Here is a 15,824-nt window from a genome sequence, read left to right as displayed (position 1 = left end):
TGGTACCTGTGCTCCTCACTTGACGCTGCCGGCGGTCAGGCCGGCCTTCCAGTGGCGCTGGAGGGAGACGAAGGCGACGACGAGGGGGACGACGGCGAGCAGGGATCCGGTGACGACGAGGGGGTAGTAGTCGGGTTCCGCGTGGGCGTTGCTGTTCCACGCGTACAGGCCGAGGCTCACGGGGAAGAGCTTCTGGTCCGAGAGCATCACCAGGGGGAGGAAGAAGTTGTTCCAGACGGCGGTGAACTGGAAGAGGAAGACGGTCACGAAGCCGGGCATGACCATGCGCAGGCCGATGGACCAGAAGACCCGCATCTCTCCCGCCCCGTCGATACGGGCGGCCTCCAGGGCCTCGTCGGGGATGTAGCCGGCGCAGAAGACCCGGGAGAGGTAGACGCCGAAGGGGTTGACGAGGACGGGGATCAGGACGGCCCAGTAGGTGTTGACGATGCCGACCTCGCTGGCGAGGAGGTACATCGGCAGGGCGAGCGCGGTGGTGGGGACGAGCACGCCTAGGAGGACGAGGCCGAAGAGCTTCTCCTTGCCCCGGAAGTCGTAGACGTGGAAGGCGTATCCGGCGGCGACGCTCACCAGCGAGCAGGCGAGGGCGCCGAGGCCCGCGTAGAGGAGGCTGTTGGCGTACCAGCGGAAGTAGATGCCGTCGTTGTACTCGGCGAGCCGGGAGAGGTTGCCGCCGAGGTCGAAGCCCTCGAAGGAGAAGGCGTCTCCGGCGAGGAGGCCTCCGGCGTCCTTGGTGGCGGCGGTGAGCAGCCAGACCAGCGGGAAGAGCATGTAGACGACGGCGAGGACGAGGGCGCCGTTGACGGCCGCCCCGGAGAGCCATCGCTGCGGGGAGCGGGTGCTCATGCCGGCTGCTCCTTCCGGGCCGGTGCGGTCCGCCGCGCGGGGGCCGGGCGGCGTGCCGTGCCGGCCTTGCGGCGGCCGGTCAGCCGGGTCACCGCGAAGGAGAGCAGGGCGGCCGTCAGGGCGAGGAGGACGGAGGCCGCGGCGGCGAGTCCGTAGTCGTTGCGGTCGAAGGCCGCGGTGTAGGCGTACATGTTCGGCGTCCAGGTGGAGGTGACGGCGGAGCCGGTGCCCTTGTTGAGGATGAGCGGCTCGGTGAAGAGCTGGAGGGAGCCGATGACCGTGAAGAGGCCGACCATCGCGATCGAGGCCCGGACGAGCGGGACCTTGATGGCGAAGGCGATCCGCCAGGCCCCGGCGCCGTCGACGGTGGCCGCCTCGATGACGGAGCGGTCGATGGCCTGGAGGGCGGCGTAGAAGATGACCATGTTGTAGCCGAGCCACTCCCACAGGGCGATGTTCACGACGGACGGCAGGGTGCCTTCGGGGGAGAAGAAGTCGAAGCCGACGCCTCCGGCCTCCATGGCCTGGACGACCGGGCTGAGCTGGGGCGTGTAGAGGTAGACCCAGATCAGCGCGGCGATGATGCCGGGCACGGCGTGCGGCAGGAAGAGCGCGAGCTGGAAGAAGCGGCGGGCGCGGGCGAGCGCCGAGTCGAGGAGGAGGGCGAGACCGAGGGCCCCGGCGAGCAGCAGCGGGATGTAGAGCAGGCAGTACCCGAGGAGGACGCCGAAGCCCTCGACGAAGGCCCGGTCACCCAGCGCCGCGGTGTAGTTGTCGAGGCCGGTGAAGAGGGTCTCGGTGCCCCCGAAGCCCAGTCCGGACTGTTTCTCGGTGAAGAGGCTGAGCCAGACCGCGTATCCGATCGGCACCACCATCACCGCGGTGAACAGGACGAAGAAGGGGGTCAGCAGGAGCGTGGCGGCGCGGGTGCGGGCCTTCACCGGGTCAGCCCTCGACCTTCAGGCCGCGCTTGGTGAGCTCGGCGACGGTGGCGTCGTGGCCGCCCTTGACGGCGTCGGCGATGCCGGGCCCGCCCGGGGCGATCCTGCCGAAGCGGTCCTTGATCGCGGTGTTGGTGGTGCCGGTGGTCGGGCCCCAGGACCAGTGGGGGTTGATGGAGGCGCCGGAGGCCTCGAAGAGGGCGTAGATGTCCTGCCCGCCGTAGAAGCTCGCGTCGAAGGCCTGCTTGGCGACGGGGCGGAGGCTCGCGGCGGCCGGGAAGGCGCTGGAGGTGCCGGACGCGATGCGGGCCTTGATGCCGGCCTCGGTGGTGGACATCCACTCGGCGAAGGCGACGGCCGCGGCCTTGTGCCCGCTGTCCTTCGTCACGGCGAAGGAGGTGCCGCCGAGCATGCCGCTGGCGGGCTTGCCGTCCCAGGTGGGGATGGGGGCGACGGCCCACTTGCCGCCCATCTCGGGGACGTTGCCCTTGAGGACTCCCGCGCCCCAGGAGGCGCCGAGGTAGCCGACGGTGGTGCCGTTCTTGAGGGAGCCGACCCATTCGGGGCTGAAGGAGGCGTCCTTGTGGACGAGGTCGGCGTCGAGGAGGCCCTGCCAGTAGGCGGTGACCTTCGTGGTGGCCGGGTCGGTGGTGTTCACCTTCCACGTGTCGTTCTCGGCCTTGAACCACTGGGCGCCGGCCTGCCAGGCCATGGCCTCGAAGGTGGTGGGGTCGTCGGGGAAGAAGGTGGCGATGCGGGCCTTGGCGTCGGCCTTCCTGATCTGCTCGGCGGCCTTCTTGAACGCGTCCCAGGTGGTGGGGACCTGGACCTTGTACTTCGCGAAGAGGTCCTTGCGGTAGAAGAAGGCCTGCGGGGCGGCGTCGAACGGGACGGCCCAGGACTTCCCGCCGAGGGTGGTGAGTTCGACGGACTGCGGCAGGAGCTTGGCGCGGTCGGCCTCGGTGAACTGGTCGCCGATGTCCTGGAGGGCGCCGGAGCTCACGAACTCGGGGAGCGAGGAGTACTCGATGGAGACCAGGTCGGGGGCGTTGCCCGCCTTCACCGCGTTGGAGATCTTGGCGTAGCCGCCGGCGGTGCCGGAGGGGATCTCCTCGAACTTCACCTGGATGTCGGTGTGGGAGGCGTTGAAAGCGTCCACGACGTCCTTGGAGCCCTTGGCCCAGCCCCAGAAGGTGAGGGTCACGGGCCCGTTCGGCTTGTCGGCGGTGTCGTCACCGCCGCCGCAGGCCGTGAGGACGGCCAGGGCGGTGGCGGCGCCGGCTATGACGCGGGACGTTCTGCTCCAGGTACGGGTCACGGCACGGCTCCTGAGGGCGGGGCGGCTGGGAGGTTGTGGCCGTGATCCTGTGACCGTTCATGACCGAAGTCAAGAGCGAAAGATTGATTGATCGAAAAAGGATCAAATCGTGGATGCCGGGGCCGCCCCGCAGGAGGACCGCACCCGCAGCCACGGCAGCAGGCTCAGATGGCGCCGCGCCGCGTCCTCGTCGGGCCCCTCCGTCAGCCGCTCCACCAGCAGTTCCGCGGCGTGCCGCCCCACCTGCCGCTTCGGCGGGGCGACCGCCGTCAGCGGGGTGTCGGCGAGGGCGGCGACCTCGTCGTCGTACGCGATCAGGGCCAGGTCCTGAGGCACCCGCACGCCCAGCTCGGCCAGCCGCTGCACGATCTCGATCGCGTCCACGTCGTTGTGGACCAGGGCCGCGCTGGCCAGACCCGAGCCGACGGCCTCGTGCAGCGCCCGCACCGCCCGCTCGAAGCCCTCCGGGTCCGCCTCGGCCGGTACGGAGTCGATGACCGGGCGCGGCTTCTCCAGGCCCAGCGTCCCCAGCGCCTCGGCGTACCCCGCGCGCACCGCGAGCGCGGTCGGGGAGTCCCGGCGGGCCACCAGGAGCGGCGTCGCGTGGCCGAGCGCCAGCAGGTGGCGCAGGGCGAGCAGCACCCCGTGGGCGTGGTCGGAGGCGACCCGGTCCAGGCCGTCCAGCGGGCTGCCGGGCTCGGCGCGGCGCTCCAGGAGGACGGCCGGCACGGGCAGCTCGGCCAGCCAGTCCCCGTACGCGAGCCGGTCCTCGGGGCCCCGCCAGCCGGGCGCGACGAGGACGCCCTCGGCGCCCGCCGCGAGCAGCCCCTCGGTGCGGGCGCGGTCCTCCTCCGGCCGGTAGTCGGAGATCCGCAGCACGAGCCGCGCCCCGGCACGGGCCGCCGCCTCGTGCGCCCCCCGGATGACCTCGGCGAAGTAGTACGTGGCGGAGGGCGCGAGCAGGCCCAGGACCAGGCCCTCGCCGGTGCGTCCGCCGCCGGACGCGCCCTGCCGCCGGGGCCAGGACACCTGGCCGTGCACCCGGTCGAGCAGGCCCCGGCCGGCCAGGACCTCGACGTCGCGGCGGGCGGTGACGGGGGAGACCCCGAGGCGTTCGGCCAGTTCGGAGACGCGGGCGGTGCCCCGCTCGCGCACCAGGGCCAGCAGTCGGTCGTGTCGTTCGGCAGCGCTCTCGCGCACGGCGGTTCCCCCTCGCGGTGGTGGTGGTCCGTCGGCCCCGGGGCGGGCCCGGCGGACCGGGGCCGCCCACCCTAGCCGAGAAATGATCGAACGACGGGAGTTTCGATCATTCGCTCTCCAACTCTTGACGTCCGATCGGACGCTGTCCAGGATTCCCGGCGACGCGGACGTCCCCGCACGGAGCCCCAGGGAGCATCATGCCCACGCCACCCGAAGACCGTGAGCTCAGCCCGTACACCGGCTGGACCCGCGCCCACTGGGAAGCCGCGGCCGACCGACTCCTCCTGGACGTCCGCCCGTTCGCCTCACCGGGGCACGGCCTCGTCGACCTCCCCGGGCCCCGCCCCAGCTGGTCGGGCCCCCGCTCCGACGGCCTGGAGGGCTGGGCCCGCACCTTCCTCCTCGCCGCCCTCCGCGTCGCGGGCGCCCACGGCGAGGACCCGCACGGCCACCTCGACCGGTACGCCGCCGGGCTCGCCGCCGGCACCGCGCACCCCGGACGGGACGACCGCGAGTCCTGGCCCCCGATGGCCGGCACCCGCCAGGCGGTCGTCGAATCCGCCTCGGTCGCCCTCGGCCTCCGCCTCACCCGGCCCTGGCTCTGGGACCGCCTCGACGACCGCACCCGGCAGCGGACCGCCGACTGGCTCCGGCCCGCCCTCGGCCCGTCCCCGGTCGACAACAACTGGTGGCTCTTCGGCCTCACCGTCGCCGGCTTCCTCCGGGACGCCGGGATCGAGACCGACCGCGCCGCCGCCACGATCGACCGCTCCCTCGCCCGCGTCGAGGACTGGTACCTGGGCGACGGCTGGTACAGCGACGGCGACAACCGCGCCTTCGACCACTACAACGCCTGGGCCCTGCACTTCTACCCCGTCCTCCACGCCCACCTCTCCGGCGAGCAGGACCTCCTCGACCGCTACGGCCCCCGGCTGCGCGCCCACCTCGACACCTACGTCCACCTCTTCGACGCGAACGGCGCCCCCGTCCCGTACGGGCGGTCCCTGATCTACCGCTTCGCCGCGGCGGCCGCCCCCTGGCTCGGCGCCCTCACCGGCCACACCCCGCTCACCCCCGGCGCCACCCGCCGCCTCGCCTCCGGCACCCTGCGGTACTTCCTCGACCGGGGCGCCACCGACGAGCGCGGGCTCCTCGGCCTCGGCTGGCACGGCCCGTACCCGCCGCTCGTCCAGGAGTACTCCGGACCCGGCTCCCCCTACTGGGCCTCCAAGGGCTTCCTCGGCCTCCTCCTGCCCGCCGGACACCCCGTCTGGACCGACCCCGAGGAACCCCTGCCCGCCGAACGCGCCGACACCGTCCGCCCCGTCGCCCCCGCCGGGCTGCTCGTCCAGACCACCGCGGCCGACGGGCTCGTCCGACTCCACAACCACGGCAGCAACCACGTCCACAGCGCGCCCGGCGAGCCGGACGACCCCGGGTACGCCCGGCACGCCTACTCCACCCGTACGGGACCCAGTACGGGCACGGCGGTGTCCGACAACCACTTCGCGCTGCTCGTCGACGGCACGCCCACCACCCGCGGCCCCGCCGCCCCGCTCACCACCGGCCCCGACCGGGCCGCCTCCCTGCACCACCCGCTGCCGGGCGTCCGGGTCCTCTCCGCGACGCTCGTCGACGGCCGCGCCGAGCTCCGCGCGCACCTCGTCCTGGACGCCCCGGAGGGGACCCCCGTACGGCAGACCGGCTGGGCGGTCACCCCGGACGGCCCGCACGCCCAGCTCCACCCGGTCCACGGCTACCGGCCCGAGGTCCTCGAACTCCCCACCGGGGAGACCCTCCAGGGTCCGGGGACCCGTACCCTCGCCCTCCACGGCACCACGTACGGCCCGGCCGCGCTCTTCGTGGCCCTCGCCTCCCTGACCGGCGAACCCGAGCCCGTCCCCGTGCCGGACCTCGCGGAGGTCCGGGTCACGGGCCCCGGCACCCTCACCGTGACCTGGCGGAGCGGCACCACCGCGCACCTCGACCTCGGGGCCCTCGAACCGCTTCTCTGAGCGTCCGCCGCGGCCCCTGCCGCGGCCCCGCCGTGGTCTTGCCGTGGCCCCGTCCGGGCCGGTTGCGTCTCCGCCGTCTCCCCGCTCCGGCCCTACTCCGGCCCGTACTTGCGGCCCGCCTTGGAGGACACCCCGCCGAGCAGGCCGCGGGGCGCCAGCTTCACCACGCCCATGAGGGCCTTGTAGCGGGGGTCCGGGATCGACACGGTCCGGCCCCGCTCCAGGTCCGCGAGCGCCGCCGTCACCAGCTTGTCCGCGTCGAGCCACATCCAGCCCGGGATGTTGTCCGTGCCCATCCCGGCCCGCTCGTGGAACTCGGTCCGTACGAAACCGGGGCAGAGCGCCATCAGCCGCACCCCGCTGCCCGCGAGGTCCCGCGCCGCGCCCTGGGTGAACTGCACGACCCAGGCCTTCGAGGCGCCGTAGGTGCCGCGCGGCAGGAAGGCCGCCACCGACGCCACGTTCACCACGGCGCCCCGGCGGCGGGCCTTCATCGACGTGGCCGCGGCCGAGGTCAGCCGCAGCACCGCCTCGCAGTGCACCGTCAGCATCTTCAACTCGTCGGCCATGGAGACCTCGAGGAACCGGCCCCTGTTCCCGAAGCCCGCGTTGTTCACGAGCATGTCCACCGGCCGCTTCGGGTCCGAGAGCCGGGCCTCGACGGAGGCGATGCCCTTCTCCTCGGCGAGGTCCGCCGCGAGCACCTCGGCCTCGACGCCGTGCCGGTCGTGCAGTTCGGTCGCCTGCTCCCGGAGCCGCTTCACGTCCCTGGCCACCAGCACGACGTCGTGGCCGTCCGCCGCCAGTCTCCGTGCGAAGGCGGCCCCGATGCCCGCGGTGGCGCCCGTAATCAGTGCTGTCGTCATACGGGCAACCTAGTGCCCCGTCCGGCGCCTACGACGTGGCGTACTTCTCCTTGTACTGGCGGGCGAGCGCCAGCAGTCCGGACTCCATCCACTCGGCGGCGGCCAACGTGTCGGGCAGCAGGGCGCGTTCGGTGGTCGCCGCGCGGTGCAGCCGGGCCACGGTGATGTCGTGGTCCGGCCGGTGCAGCACCGTGATCGTGTCCCCGGCCCGCACCTCGCCGGGCACGATGACCCGCAGCAGCGCGCCCGGACCGGCCTCGGACCGGGTGAACCGCTTCACCCAGCCCTTCTCCTCCAGGAAGCCGGCGAAGGTGCGGCACGGGATGCGGCCGCCGGTCACCTCCAGGACCACCTCCCCGCCGATCCGCCACCGCTCGCCGATCAGCGCCCCGTTCACGTCGAGGCCGCGGGTGGTGAGGTTCTCGCCGAACGAACCGTTGGCCAGCTCACGGCCGAGCTCCCGCTCCCACAGGTCCAGATCCTCCCGGGCGAAGGCGTACGCCGCCCGGTCGTCACCGCCGTGGAAGCGCAGGTCGCAGACCGCGTCCCCGGCGACCCCGCTCGCCCCGACACCGGGCGCGCCCGGCGCCTCGATCCGCACCGGCCCCTCGACCGGGCGCTTGTCGATGCCCGTCAGGCCCGAGGCGGAGTCCGAGTAGTCCACGGGCCTGGCGCGGCCCACATTCACACTGAGCAAGGTCATGTGGGCACTTTACGGGCGCCGATCTCAAAGCCGCACGCGAGAATGGGAAGCTTCACCCAAGAGTCGCTTATGCTGGACGCATGATCGAGGCCCGCCACCTCCGCGTCCTGCGCGCCGTCGCCGCGACCGGCTCCTTCTCGGCCGCCGCGCGCGAACTCGGCTGCACCCAGCCCGCCGTCAGCCAGCAGATGAAGGCGCTCGAAGCCTCCGCCGGCACGCCGCTGCTGATCCGCACCGGACGCGAGATGCGCCTCACCCAGGCCGGCGAGGTTCTGGTGCGCCACGCCTCCGGCATCCTCGCCGGGCTGACCGCGGCCGAGGAGGAGGTCGCGGCCATCGCCGGGCTCCGCGCGGGCCGGGTCCGCCTCGTGTCGTTCCCGAGCGGCAGCTCCACCCTGGTGCCCACCGCCCTCGCCGCCCTGCGGGCCGCGCACCCCGGGACCCGGGTCTCCCTCGTCGAGGCCGAACCGCCGCGCTCGATCGAGATGCTCCGCGAGGGCGACTGCGACATCGCCCTGGCGTTCCGCTACGGGGCGGGGCAGGCCGAGTGGGACGACCTGGTGGTCCGCCCGCTCCTCGCCGACCGGCTCGTCGGCCTGGTGCCGGAGGGGCACCGGCTCGCCGGCGCCGGGGCCGTCGGGATCGCGGAGCTCGCGGACGAGTCCTGGATCGCGGGCTGCCCGCGCTGCCGCCGGCAGCTGGTGGAGGTGTGCGAGGAGGCGGGCTTCACCCCCCGCATCGACTTCGCCACCGACGACTACCCCGCCGTGGTGGGCCTGGTCGGCGCCGGTCTGGGCGTCGCCGTCCTGCCGGAGCTGGCCATCGAGTCCGTACGCCCCAAGGGCGCGCGGACGGTGGCCGTCGAGCCGTCCGTGGAGCGGGAGATCGTGGCCCTGACGCTGCCCGACCTCGCCCAGGTCCCGGCCGTCGCCGCCACCCTCGACGAGCTGATGCGCGCGGCCGCGCGCGCGTAGGACGCGCGGGAGGGGCGGAACAGGTCCGCGCGGCCACACGCGCGTCGGGCGACGCGCGCGGGCGCGCGGCTCAGGGCTTAGAAGAAACGTTCCTTCACATACGTTCCCCGAGCGAGGTCATCGACGTCATGGATGTCGTGGAGGTGGCGGACGTGGCGGACGTGACCGGCGGGGAGGCCGGCGCCGTCGTGATCAGGCGATTGCGCGCGCGTCCCATGAGCTCTTCGCGTTCGTCCTCGGTGAGGCCGCCCCATACGCCGTAGGGCTCCCGCACGGCGAGTGCGTGTGCCGCGCACTCCGCGCGCACCGGGCACCGCATGCAGACCTCTTTCGCCGAGTTCTCACGCGCACTCCGTGCCGCGCCGCGCTCTCCCTCGGGGTGGAAGAACAGGGAGCTGTCGACGCCGCGGCAGGCCGCGAGCAGTTGCCAGTCCCACAGGTCGGCGTTGGGTCCGGGAAGGCGGGAGAAATCTGCCATTGCGCTTGTCCCCTTGAAACCGTGTCGAACGGATTGGTGGGCGGGTGGATGGCTGATGGTCGGGCTCCTCGGGCCCGACGGGTCCGGTGGTTACACCTACTGTCGAAGTAGATGTAAATATGACTCATTGCGAATCTAGCCACAGACACCGCGAAAAGGGAAGAAAAGCCGCTAAATGGGGCATAGCTTTCGATGTTGGGGCGAACGACCCGCGACACTCTCCTCCGCGCACGACCCCTCACGTAGAGTGCCGAAGACGTCGTCCGACCCGTAACTCTTTCGAGTGACCGTCGTTGAGAGTGCGATGGCGGTTGAAGGAACAAGCGATCGGGCAAACGTCCGAGAGCGTCAACCGCACAGGTGACGATACGTACAGCCCTGGAGGCTCAAGGTGACGCGCAACAGCTGCGAGAGCCGCGGAGGTCAGGCATGACATCCGTCCTCGTCTGCGACGACTCCCCGCTTGCCCGAGAGGCGCTCCGCCGCGCGGTCGCGACCGTGCCCGGCGTCGAGCGCGTGACCACCGCGGCCAACGGCGAGGAAGTCCTCCGCCGCTGGGGCGCGGACCGCTCGGACCTGATTCTGATGGACGTGCGCATGCCCGGTCTGGGCGGCGTGGAAACCGTCCGCCGGCTGCTCTCCGCGGACCCCGGCGCCCGCATCATCATGCTCACGGTCGCCGAGGACCTCGACGGCGTCGCCCTCGCGGTCGCTGCGGGCGCCCGTGGCTACCTGCACAAGGACGCCTCGCGCGCCGAGCTGCGGGCCACGGTCACCCAGGCGCTCGCCGACCCGACCTGGCGGCTCGCCCCGCGCCGCCTCCGTTCGGCCGAGATGGGCGCCGCGCCCACCCTCACCGCGCGCGAGATCCAGGTCCTCGAAGGCATGAGCCACGGCCGGTCCAACGCCGAGATCGGGCGCGAGCTCTTCCTCTCCGAGGACACGGTCAAGACCCACGCCCGCCGTCTCTTCAAGAAGCTCGGCGCCTCCGACCGGGCGCACGCCGTCGCGCTCGGATTCCGCTGGGGCCTGGTCCGCTGAATCGCAGGTCACCTGCCGTCTCCCCGTCCTCGCCCGCGTCCGTCGTGGGGTGGACGGGGTGGGCTTGTGTCACTTCCCCGCCGAATGCCGCATCCTTGAGATGTGGAGTTCCTCGGGGACGAGTCGATCGAGCGGGAGGGGAGGGCGCGGGAGATGAGTACCGGCGCACCTGCTCATAACGCTTCGGTGCACAACTACGGACGCGGTGCCACCGACGCCGAGACGTCGGGGCACCATGGAGCGATGCGCGACGACGAGACCGTGGGTTCCCCCATGCCTGCCGGGCAGGGGGAGATCGGCGCGCTCGTCCACCGCGCGGTCGACGGCGACGCCCAGGCCACGCACGACCTGCTCGCGCGTGTCCACCCGCTCGCCCTGCGGTACTGCCGCACCCGCCTCAACCGGCTGCCCGGCGACGCCCGGCACTTCGTCGAGGACCTGGCCCAGGAGGTCTGCGTCGCCGTCCTGATGGCGCTCCCGCGCTACAAGGACACGGGCAGACCCTTCGAGGCCTTCGTCTTCGCCATCGCCGGGCACAAGGTCGCCGACCTCCAGCGCGCCGCCATGCGCCACCCGGGGTCCACCGCGGTGCCCTCCGACGAGATGCCCGAGCGGCCCGACGACTCCCTCGGTCCCGAGGAGCGCGCGCTGCTCAGCGACGACGCCGAGTGGGCCAAGAAGCTGCTCGCCAACCTCCCGGAGAACCAGCGCGAGCTGCTGGTGCTGCGGGTCGCGGTCGGACTGACCGCCGAGGAGACCGGCCAGATGCTCGGCATGTCCCCGGGCGCCGTCCGGGTCGCGCAGCACCGCGCCCTGAGCCGGCTCCGCGCACTGGCCGAGCAGTAAGCCTTGCCGGGCACCGTCGTCCCTTTCGTACACGTGCGAACGTCCAAAGCTTCCCGCTGATCTTGGTCGTGGAATGAGACACGGCTCAGGCCCGTTAGCATGGACATCCCGCACCGATCAAGGCCATTTGGGAAGGTGTCATGACTGCCAACGTCGACGGAGTGCCCGAGAAATTCGCGACACTCGGGCTGACCTACGACGACGTGCTGCTGCTGCCGGGCGCGTCCGACATGGCGCCCGACCAGATCGACACCGCCTCGTACATCTCGAAGAACGTGCGGGTGAACATCCCGCTGCTCTCCGCCGCGATGGACAAGGTCACCGAGTCCCGCATGGCGATCGCCATGGCGCGGCAGGGCGGTGTCGGCGTGCTGCACCGCAACCTCTCCATCGCCGACCAGGCCAACCAGGTCGACCTGGTCAAGCGCTCCGAGTCCGGCATGGTCTCGGACCCGATCACGGTCCACCCCGACGCCACGCTCGCCGAGGCCGACGCGATCTGCGCCAAGTTCCGCATCAGCGGCGTCCCGGTCACCGACCCGGCCGGCAAGCTGCTCGGCATCGTCACCAACCGCGACATGGCCTTCGAGTCGGACCGCAGCCGCCAGGTGCGCGAGGTCATGACCCCGATGCCGCTGGTCACCGGCAAGGTCGGCATCTCCGGCGTGGACGCCATGGAGCTGCTCCGCCGCCACAAGATCGAGAAGCTGCCGCTGGTCGACGACGCGGGCATCCTCAAGGGCCTCATCACGGTCAAGGACTTCGTCAAGGCCGAGAAGTACCCGAACGCCGCCAAGGACAAGGAGGGCCGCCTGCTCGTCGGCGCGGCCGTCGGCGTCGCCGGCGACGCGTACGAGCGCGCCCAGGCCCTCATCGAGGTCGGCGTCGACTTCATCGTCGTCGACACCGCCCACGGCCACTCCCGCCTGGTCGGCGACATGGTCGCCAAGATCAAGTCGAACTCCTCGGTCGACGTCATCGGCGGAAACATCGCCACCCGTGACGGCGCCCAGGCGCTGATCGACGCCGGCGTCGACGGCATCAAGGTCGGTGTCGGCCCCGGCTCCATCTGCACCACCCGCGTGGTCGCCGGCATCGGCGTCCCCCAGGTCACCGCGATCTACGAGGCCTCCCTCGCCGCCAAGGCGGCGGGCGTCCCGGTCATCGGTGACGGCGGCCTCCAGTACTCCGGCGACATCGCGAAGGCCCTCGTGGCCGGCGCCGACACGGTGATGCTCGGCTCGCTCCTGGCGGGCTGCGAGGAGTCCCCGGGCGAGCTGCTCTTCATCAACGGCAAGCAGTTCAAGTCGTACCGCGGCATGGGCTCGCTCGGCGCCATGCAGACCCGCGGCGAGCAGCGCTCCTTCTCCAAGGACCGCTACTTCCAGGAGGGCGTCGCCTCCGACGAGAAGCTCGTGCCCGAGGGCATCGAGGGCCAGGTGCCCTACCGCGGCCCGCTCTCGGCCGTCGTCCACCAGCTGGTGGGCGGTCTGCGCCAGTCGATGTTCTACGTCGGCGGGCGCACGGTCCCGGAGCTTCAGACGAACGGCCGCTTCGTCCGGATCACCTCGGCGGGCCTCAAGGAGAGCCACCCGCACGACATCCAGATGACGGTCGAGGCGCCGAACTACAGCAGGAAGTAACACAGCGCGACGCGGGGGGCGGTTCCGGCATGCGGCCGGAGCCGCCCCCCGCGCGCGTGTCGGGGATACTGGTAGGCGCAGACGTAGAGGGAAAGGCCACACATCGTGACTGAGATCGAGATCGGGCGCGGCAAGCGCGGCCGCAGGGCGTACGCGTTCGACGACATCGCCGTCGTGCCGAGCCGGCGCACCCGGGACCCGAAGGAGGTCTCGATCGCCTGGCAGATCGACGCCTACCGCTTCGAGCTCCCCTTCCTGGCCGCCCCGATGGACTCGGTCGTCTCGCCGCAGACCGCCATCCGCATCGGCGAGCTGGGCGGCCTCGGCGTCCTGAACCTGGAGGGTCTCTGGACCCGGTACGAGGACCCGCAGCCGCTCCTCGACGAGATCGCCGAGCTGGACGAGGCGACCGCGACCCGCCGTCTCCAGGAGATCTACGCCGCCCCGATCAAGGAGGAGCTGATCGGGCAGCGCATCAAGGAGGTGCGCGACTCCGGCGTCGTCACCGCCGCCGCGCTCTCCCCGCAGCGCACCGCCCAGTTCTCCAAGGCGGTCGTCGACGCGGGCGTGGACCTCTTCGTCATCCGCGGCACGACGGTCTCCGCCGAGCACGTCTCGGGCGCGGCCGAGCCGCTGAACCTGAAGCAGTTCATCTACGAGCTGGACGTCCCGGTCATCGTCGGCGGCTGCGCCACGTACACGGCGGCCCTGCACCTGATGCGCACCGGCGCGGCGGGTGTCCTCGTCGGCTTCGGCGGCGGCGCGGCGCACACCACGCGCAACGTGTTCGGCATCCAGGTCCCGATGGCGACCGCGGTCGCCGACGTGGCCGCGGCCCGCCGCGACTACATGGACGAGTCCGGCGGCCGGTACGTGCACGTCATCGCCGACGGCGGGGTCGGCTGGTCCGGCGACCTGCCGAAGGCGATCGCCTGCGGCGCCGACGCGGTCATGATGGGCTCCCCGCTGGCCCGCGCCACGGACGCGCCCGGCAAGGGCCACCACTGGGGCATGGAGGCCGTCCACGAGGACGTGCCGCGCGGCAAGCTCGTCGACCTGGGCGTCGTCGGCACCACCGAGGAGATCCTCGCGGGCCCGTCGCACATTCCGGACGGCTCGATGAACTTCTTCGGCGCCCTGCGCCGCGCGATGGCCACCACGGGCTACAGCGAGCTCAAGGAGTTCCAGCGCGTCGAGGTCACGGTCGCGGACTCGCAGCACAAGCGCTGACCACCGCACACACACGGAAGGGGCCCCGCACCGGCTGGTGCGGGGCCCCTTCCGCGTCCGGACGCGCCCGGAGGAGCGGTCGCGCGGGTCAGGCGGAGACCTTCCTGGTGATGACGAAGCCCTCGTATCCGGCGATGCCGCGGGGATTTCGGGTGCCGTGCCCGGTCAGAGGCGGTGTCCTGTGGGTTTCGGGTGCCGTGCCTGGGTCAGAGGCGGTGGGCCGCACCGCCCGGGGTGGCGCCGCGGGTGTCGAGGAGGAGCTGGGCCTTCACCGAGAGGCCCTGGAGGTCGTACGTGCGGTGCTGCTGGAGCAGGACCGTCAGATCGGCGTGCGCGGCCGCCTCGTAGAGGGAGTCGGCGCGGGGGACGGGCAGGTCGCGGACGCGCCAGTCGGGGACGTGCGGGTCGTGGTAGCTGACGGCCGCGCCCAGGTCCATGAGGCGGCGGGCGATCTCGTCGGCGGGGGAGCCCTGGCGGTCGGGGAGGTCGGGCTTGTACGTGATGCCGAGGAGCAGGATCCGGGCGCCGCGGGCCGACTTGCCGTGCTCGTTGAGGAGGGTGGCGGCGCGCTGGACGACGTACTGCGGCATGCGTTCGTTGACCTGGCCGGCGAGTTCGACCAGGCGGAGCGGGCGGTGGGCTCCCACGGTGTCGACGGGGAAGCCGTGGCCGCCGACGCCGGGGCCGGGGCGGAAGGCCTGGAAGCCGAAGGGCTTGGTCTCGGCGCAGCGGATGACGTCCCACAGGTCGACGCCGAGCTCGTGGCAGAGGACCGCCATCTCGTTGACGAGGGCGATGTTGACGTGGCGGAAGTTGGTCTCCAGGAGCTTGACGGTCTCCGCCTCGCGGGGGCCACGCGCGCGTACCACCTTGTCGGTGAGCCGGCCGTAGAAGGCGGCCGCGGACTCGGTGCAGGCGGGGGTGAGGCCGCCGATGACCTTGGGGGTGCCGGCGTAGCCGGGGATGCGGGCGCCGGGGTCGAGGCGGCCGGGGGAGTACGCCAGGTGGAAGTCGCGGCCGGCGCGCAGCCCGGAGCCCTCCTCCAGGACGTCGCGGAGCAGGCCCTCGGTGGTGCCCGGGGGGACCGGGGACTCCAGGAGGACGGTGGTGTGCGGGCGCAGCCGGGCGGCCAGGGCGCGGGCGGCGTCGGCGACGGCGGTGAGGTCGAGGGTCCGGTCGGGGCCCGGGGAGGTCGGGGCGCAGAGCACGGCGGTGCGGACCCGGCCGAGCTCGGCGGGGTTGGCGGTCGGCCGGAAGCCTCCCGCGAGCATGCGGCGGATCTCGGGGGCGGTGAGGGAGCCGTCGACGGGGGAGCGGCCGGCGGCGAGTTCGGCGGCGGGGCGGGGATCGGTGTCGTAGCCGATGGTGTCGATGCCTGCGGCGGTGGCGGCCTGGGCCAGGGGGAGTCCGTGATGGCCGAGGCCGATGACGGCGAGATCAGCGGGCATGGGGGATGGGCCGTCCTTCCCAGTGGCCGGAGGGGGCGCGGGGCGCGGGCCCCGTGCACAGAACGGGTCGAGCGCAATGTCAGACTAGGCGTAAATATGACCGTTCTGCGGCATTGTGGAGCCGAAGGTCGCCGAGTGTTATCCACAGGTCGGTGGCGAGGCGGTGGCTGAAGTCGCCGGACCGGGACAGAATCGAGCTGTGAGCCGGACCACACGGGCCCGGTTCGCCGTGTGCGTACGGCCCGTGCGGGACA

General features: G+C 72.4%; 14 protein-coding genes. 6 read left to right on the top strand and 8 right to left on the bottom strand.

Annotated elements, in window-relative coordinates:
* Positions 1 to 15: 15 nt before the first annotated feature.
* From ACFYXU_RS04265 to ACFYXU_RS04250, 4 genes are all read right to left on the bottom strand, one after another.
* Positions 16 to 867 carry a carbohydrate ABC transporter permease gene (locus ACFYXU_RS04265; protein WP_376507680.1) on the bottom strand — a complete coding sequence of 284 codons (852 nt, stop codon included), beginning with the start codon at positions 865 to 867 and terminating at the stop codon, positions 16 to 18.
* Positions 864 to 1,808 carry a carbohydrate ABC transporter permease gene (locus ACFYXU_RS04260; protein WP_376507681.1) on the bottom strand — a complete coding sequence of 315 codons (945 nt, stop codon included), beginning with the start codon at positions 1,806 to 1,808 and terminating at the stop codon, positions 864 to 866. The genes ACFYXU_RS04265 and ACFYXU_RS04260 overlap by 4 nt, the downstream gene beginning before the upstream one ends.
* A gap of 4 nt (positions 1,809 to 1,812) precedes the next feature.
* Positions 1,813 to 3,126, bottom strand: coding sequence for an ABC transporter substrate-binding protein (locus tag ACFYXU_RS04255; RefSeq protein ID WP_389456465.1), 1,314 nt, complete (start codon positions 3,124 to 3,126; stop codon positions 1,813 to 1,815).
* 102 nt (positions 3,127 to 3,228) lie between these two features.
* On the bottom strand, positions 3,229 to 4,326 hold the full coding sequence (locus ACFYXU_RS04250) for a LacI family DNA-binding transcriptional regulator (RefSeq protein ID WP_389456463.1): 1,098 nt from the start codon (positions 4,324 to 4,326) through the stop codon (positions 3,229 to 3,231).
* A 197-nt stretch (positions 4,327 to 4,523) separates the two neighbouring features.
* Here ACFYXU_RS04250 and ACFYXU_RS04245 point away from each other — a divergent pair, with 197 nt between their 5' ends.
* A complete protein-coding gene (locus ACFYXU_RS04245; protein WP_389456461.1) occupies positions 4,524 to 6,341 on the top strand; it encodes a DUF2264 domain-containing protein in 1,818 nt (605 codons plus the stop codon).
* 92 nt (positions 6,342 to 6,433) lie between these two features.
* On the opposite strand, the gene ACFYXU_RS04240 is transcribed toward ACFYXU_RS04245, so the two are convergent.
* Together ACFYXU_RS04240 and ACFYXU_RS04235 are read right to left on the bottom strand one after the other, a co-directional pair.
* Positions 6,434 to 7,207 (bottom strand): SDR family NAD(P)-dependent oxidoreductase, encoded by a 774-nt coding sequence (locus tag ACFYXU_RS04240; RefSeq protein ID WP_389407452.1) that lies wholly within the window; start codon positions 7,205 to 7,207, stop codon positions 6,434 to 6,436.
* 28 nt (positions 7,208 to 7,235) lie between these two features.
* A complete protein-coding gene (locus tag ACFYXU_RS04235) occupies positions 7,236 to 7,910 on the bottom strand; it encodes an MOSC domain-containing protein (RefSeq protein ID WP_389456459.1) in 675 nt (224 codons plus the stop codon).
* 80 nt (positions 7,911 to 7,990) lie between these two features.
* Here ACFYXU_RS04235 and ACFYXU_RS04230 point away from each other — a divergent pair, with 80 nt between their 5' ends.
* Positions 7,991 to 8,884, top strand: a complete 894-nt coding sequence (locus tag ACFYXU_RS04230; protein WP_329854353.1) for a LysR family transcriptional regulator — start codon at positions 7,991 to 7,993, stop codon at positions 8,882 to 8,884.
* Positions 8,885 to 8,978: 94 nt separating this feature from the next.
* Here ACFYXU_RS04230 and ACFYXU_RS04225 read toward each other — a convergent pair whose 3' ends face one another.
* On the bottom strand, positions 8,979 to 9,362 hold the full coding sequence (locus ACFYXU_RS04225) for a WhiB family transcriptional regulator (protein ID WP_389456457.1): 384 nt from the start codon (positions 9,360 to 9,362) through the stop codon (positions 8,979 to 8,981).
* A 429-nt stretch (positions 9,363 to 9,791) separates the two neighbouring features.
* On the opposite strand from ACFYXU_RS04225, the gene ACFYXU_RS04220 reads away from it, so the two are divergent.
* The 4 genes from ACFYXU_RS04220 to ACFYXU_RS04205 all read left to right on the top strand — a co-directional run bounded on the left by ACFYXU_RS04220 (position 9,792) and on the right by ACFYXU_RS04205 (position 14,122).
* Positions 9,792 to 10,403, top strand: a complete 612-nt coding sequence (locus ACFYXU_RS04220) for a response regulator transcription factor (protein WP_003948568.1) — start codon at positions 9,792 to 9,794, stop codon at positions 10,401 to 10,403.
* Positions 10,404 to 10,646: 243 nt separating this feature from the next.
* Positions 10,647 to 11,249, top strand: a complete 603-nt coding sequence (locus ACFYXU_RS04215; protein ID WP_030211429.1) for a sigma-70 family RNA polymerase sigma factor — start codon at positions 10,647 to 10,649, stop codon at positions 11,247 to 11,249.
* Positions 11,250 to 11,389: 140 nt separating this feature from the next.
* Positions 11,390 to 12,892 carry an IMP dehydrogenase gene (guaB, locus tag ACFYXU_RS04210; RefSeq protein WP_361393305.1) on the top strand — a complete coding sequence of 501 codons (1,503 nt, stop codon included), beginning with the start codon at positions 11,390 to 11,392 and terminating at the stop codon, positions 12,890 to 12,892.
* 105 nt (positions 12,893 to 12,997) lie between these two features.
* Positions 12,998 to 14,122: a GuaB3 family IMP dehydrogenase-related protein gene (locus ACFYXU_RS04205; RefSeq protein ID WP_329854349.1), complete on the top strand. Its 1,125-nt coding sequence runs from the start codon at positions 12,998 to 13,000 to the stop codon at positions 14,120 to 14,122.
* Between the two features lie 206 nt (positions 14,123 to 14,328).
* Here the strand turns inward: ACFYXU_RS04205 and ACFYXU_RS04200 are convergent, their stop codons facing one another.
* The gene (locus tag ACFYXU_RS04200) at positions 14,329 to 15,570 is read right to left on the bottom strand and encodes a nucleotide sugar dehydrogenase (RefSeq protein WP_389407451.1); all 1,242 of its coding nucleotides are present in this window, start codon (positions 15,568 to 15,570) and stop codon (positions 14,329 to 14,331) included.
* Positions 15,571 to 15,824: the final 254 nt, after the last annotated feature.

This window comes from Streptomyces sp. NPDC002232 (assembly GCF_042890295.1).
In the GTDB taxonomy this organism is placed as follows: domain Bacteria; phylum Actinomycetota; class Actinomycetes; order Streptomycetales; family Streptomycetaceae; genus Streptomyces.
This window is presented reverse-complemented; position numbering and strand designations above follow the sequence as displayed.